The 4,079-nt window shown below is 70.6% G+C and carries 3 protein-coding genes; all 3 read right to left on the bottom strand.

All coding sequences use genetic code 11. The features are described from left to right. Nucleotides 1–1,710 (bottom strand): phenylacetic acid degradation bifunctional protein PaaZ (paaZ, locus tag AC1DOC_RS22650; RefSeq protein WP_478130525.1); only part of this gene is annotated, 1,710 nt, incomplete at its 3' end. A gap of 153 nt (nt 1,711–1,863) precedes the next feature. Further along, on the bottom strand, nt 1,864–2,595 hold the full coding sequence (locus AC1DOC_RS22645) for an ABC transporter ATP-binding protein (protein ID WP_478083307.1): 732 nt from the start codon (nt 2,593–2,595) through the stop codon (nt 1,864–1,866). Next, on the bottom strand, nt 2,592–4,079 hold a 1,488-nt coding region (locus AC1DOC_RS22640), incomplete at its 5' end, for a branched-chain amino acid ABC transporter ATP-binding protein/permease (RefSeq protein ID WP_478130524.1). The genes AC1DOC_RS22645 and AC1DOC_RS22640, both read right to left, overlap by 4 nt.

Raw genomic sequence — 4,079 nt, 5'->3', positions numbered from 1 at the left:
GTGCATGTAGAAATAGTCGCCCGATATGCCGCCGAAGGCCACGATGTCGGCCTCGCCGACGGTGYGGCGGTGCGTGAGCAGCGAGTCGCCGATGCGCAGGTCTTCGAAGTGGCGGCGGAACGGGTGCACCTCGCTCTCGCGCACGGCCGCGCCGCGCACGTGTTCGCCGGTGATCGCGGCCAGCATGGTGGGCGAGCCCTGCACCGCGGCGCGCTGCAGGTAGTGCTTCACGGCGCGCAGGCCGCCGAGCTCTTCGCCGCCGCCCGCGCGGCCCGGGCCGCCATGCTTGAGCTGCGGCAGCGGCGAGCCGTGGCCGGTTGATTCGGCCGCGGCCTCGCGGTCGAGCACCAGCAGGCGGCCATGCCATGCGGCGGCCACCGGAATGGCCCTGGCCGCGATGGCCGGGTCGCGCGTGACCAGCGTGCCGACCAGGCTGCCGCGCCCGCGCGCGGCCAGCGCCAGGGCTTCGTCGATGCCGTCGTAGGGCATCAGCGTGCTGACGGGGCCGAAGGCTTCGACATCGTGCGCGGCATCGTGTTCGAGGGGCCTCCGGCTCAGGAGCAGCGTGGGCGCGAAGAAGGCACCTCCGGCCACGCCGTCACCCACCGGCGAGAAGCCGTCGCGCTCGCCGTAGACCAGCTCGGCGCCCTGCAGCAGCGTGGCGACGCGCTCGGCCACGTCGGCCTGCTGCGCATGCGAGGCGAGGGCGCCCATGCGCACCTCTTCGCGCGAGGGATCGCCGATGACGGTCTTGGCCAGCCGCGCGCGCAAGCGTTCGGCCACCGCATCGAGATGCTGGCGCGGCACGATCGCGCGCCGGATGGCGGTGCACTTCTGGCCGGCCTTGACGGTCATTTCGCGCGCCACTTCCTTCACGAACAGGTCGAACTCCTCGTCGCCCGGCGTCACGTCGGGCGCGAGGATCGCGCAGTTGAGCGAGTCGGCCTCGGCGTTGAACGGGATCGAGTGGCGCACCAGGTTCGGGTGTACGCGCAGCCTGGCGGCGGTGTCGGCCGAGCCGGTGAAGGTGACCACGTCGGCCCCTTCGAGCCGGTCGAGCAGGTCGCCCGTGCCGCCCACGACCAGCTGCAGGCTGCCCTCGGGCAGGATGCCCGACTGCACGATGAGCCGCACCAGCGCCTCGGTGAGATAGCTGGTGGCCGTGGCCGGCTTGCCGATGCAGGGCATGCCCGCGAGAAAGCTGGGTGCGAATTTCTCGAGCAGGCCCCACACCGGAAAGTTGAAGGCGTTGATGTGCACCGCCACGCCGCCGCGCGGCACCAGGATGTGCGTGCCCGCAAAGCCCCCCTTCTTGCCGAGCGCAAAGGCCGGGCCTTCATGCACCAGGTTGCCCGAGGGCAGCTCGTTGCTGCCGATGCCGGCATAGGCAGCGAGCGTGCCGGCGCCGCCTTCGATGTCGATCCAGCTGTCGGTGCGCGTGGCGCCCGTGTGGGCCGAGATCGCGTAGAGCGTTTCCTTGTGGGCGGCCAGGTGCTTGGCCAGTGCCTTCAGCCGCTCGGAGCGCTGCTGGAAGTCGAGCGCCATCAGCGCGGGCAGGCCGACGCGGCGCGCGTGGGCGAGCGCTTCGGCAAAGTCGATGGCCTCGGCATGCGTGCTGGCCACGGGCTGGCCGTTGACGGCGCTGCGCAGCTGCTGCGCGCCCTGCTGGCCGATCCAGCGGCCGGCGATGTAGCTTTGAAGGGTGGTCATGCGGGTGTCCTTTCGCTGTCTTGGTATTGCCCCTTCCCCTTCCGGGGAAGGTAGGGATGGGGGCAAGTGGCGTTCGTTCGGCGCAGTGCTCTGTCAGGCGCCGCTTGCCCCCACCCCAACCCWCCCCCGGAAGGGGAGGGAGAAAATCCGGGGTCATTCCTTCTTTCCGATGCCCAGGTAGGTGTCGATGATTCTCTGGTCGTGCATCAATTCGCGTGCGTGGCCTTCGAGCGCGACGGCGCCCATCTCGAGCACATAGGCCCGGTCGGCCACCTGCAGGGCGGCGCGTGCGTTCTGCTCCACCAGCAGCACCGAGACGCCATGGCTTCGCAATTGCGAGACCACGCGCAGCACTTCGCGCACCACCAGCGGCGCCAGGCCCAGCGATGGCTCGTCGAGCATCAGCAGGCGGGGCCGCGCCATCAGCGCGCGGCCGATGGCCAGCATCTGGCGCTCGCCGCCCGAGAGCGTCGAAGCCAGCTGCGGCTTGCGTTCGCGCAGCCGCGGGAAGATCTCGAACACTTCTTCCATGCGCGCACGCTGGTCGCGCTTGCCCTTGCGCCACTGGTAGAAGCCGCCGAGCAGCAGGTTGTCCTCGACCGACATCTCGCCGAACAGCTCGCGCCGCTCGGGCACCAGCGCCACGCCGCGCGCCACCATGGTCTCGACGCTCGGGCGCGCGATGCGCTCGCCGTGCAGCATGAGCGCGCCGGTGGAAGGCAGGAGCCCCATCGCCGCGCACAGCAGCGTGGTCTTGCCCGCGCCGTTGGGGCCGATCACGGTGACGATCTCGCCTTCGTTCACATGCAGGCGCACGCTGTGCACCGCTTCGACGCTGCGGTAGGCGACGCAGAAGCCGTCGAGTTGAAGGATGGGCGTGCTCATCGTGCTTCTTCCAGCAGTTCGTCGTCGGCACCGCCCAGGTAGGCTTCGAGCACGCGCGGATTGGCCTGCACTTCGGCCGGCGTGCCGGTGGCGATCACGGTGCCGAATTCGAGCACCGTGATGCGGTCGGCCAGGTTCATCACGAATTCCATGTCGTGCTCCACCACGAGGATGCCCAGGCCTTCGGCGCGCAGCTGGTCCAGCAACACCGAAAGCGCGCGCTTCTCCAGGTGGCGCAGGCCCGCTGCGGGCTCGTCGAGCAGCAGCACCGAAGGCTGGCCGGCCAGCGCGCGTGCAATCTCGACCACGCGCTGCTGGCCCAGCGAGAGCGATGCGGCCGGCGTGTCGGCATGCGCGCCGAGGCCGCAGCGCTCGATCTGGCGGCGCGCCTCGGCCATCAGCGCGGCTTCCTCGGCGCGGTCCAGCCGCAGCATCGCGGCGAGCCAGCCGCGCCGGGCGCGCAGGTGGGCGCCGAGCGCCACGTTCTCGGCCACGCTGCGCGCACCGAGCAGGCGCACATGCTGGAAGGTGCGGCCCAGGCCCAGCGCGGCGAACACGCGCGAGGGCCTGGCCGTCATCGCCTGGCCCGCGAGCCGCACTTCGCCGGAGCTCGGATCGTCCACGCCCGAGACCATGTTGAAGAAGGTGCTCTTGCCCGCGCCGTTCGGTCCGATCAGCGCATGGATCTCGCCGGCCTTCAGTGTCATCGAGATGTCGTTGTTGGCCACCAGGCCGCCGAAGCGCTTGCTGACCTTGGTGGCCTGCAGCAGCACCTCGCCCCGGGCGGGCAGGTTGCGGTGCGCGAGCTGCACGGCCGGCGCGGTATGGCTCGCGGCCGGGGCATGCGGGCGCACCCAGCGGCTCGCGATGCGCGCGAGCGTGGGCCACAGGCCGTCCGCAAAGCGCTGCAGCACGAACAGCATGAGCAGGCCGAACACGATCACTTCGAAGTTTCCGCTGCTGCCCAGCAGCGATGGCAGCACGTCCTGCAGCTTTTCCTTCAGCAGCGTGATGAGCGCGGCGCCCAGCACCGCACCCCACAGGTGGCCCGCGCCGCCCACCACCGCCATGAACAGCAGCTCGATGCCGATGTTCAGGTTGAAGGGCGTCGGATTCACGAAGCGCTGCAGGTGCGCATAGAGCCAGCCCGAGACGGCCGCCAGCAGCGCAGCCAGCACGAACAGCTTCACGCGGTGGCGGGCGGTGTCCACGCCCATCGACTCGGCCATCAGCCGCCCGCCCTTGAGCGCGCGGATGGCCCGGCCCTCGCGCGAGTCGAGCAGGTTGTGCATGGCCCACAGCGCGAGCAGCAGCACGGCCCAGATCACCACGCCCAGCGCGCGCGGCGTGGCCAGCGAGTAGCCGGCAATCACCAATGGCGGCACGCCGGTGATGCCCGTCTGCCCGCCGAGGAAGTCCATGTTGCCGAGCAGGTAGTACAGGCTCAGGCCCCAGGCGATGGTGCACAGCGGCAGGTAGTGGCC

It is taken from the genome of Variovorax sp. 01T439_2 (assembly GCF_056398445.1).
This window is presented reverse-complemented; position numbering and strand designations above follow the sequence as displayed.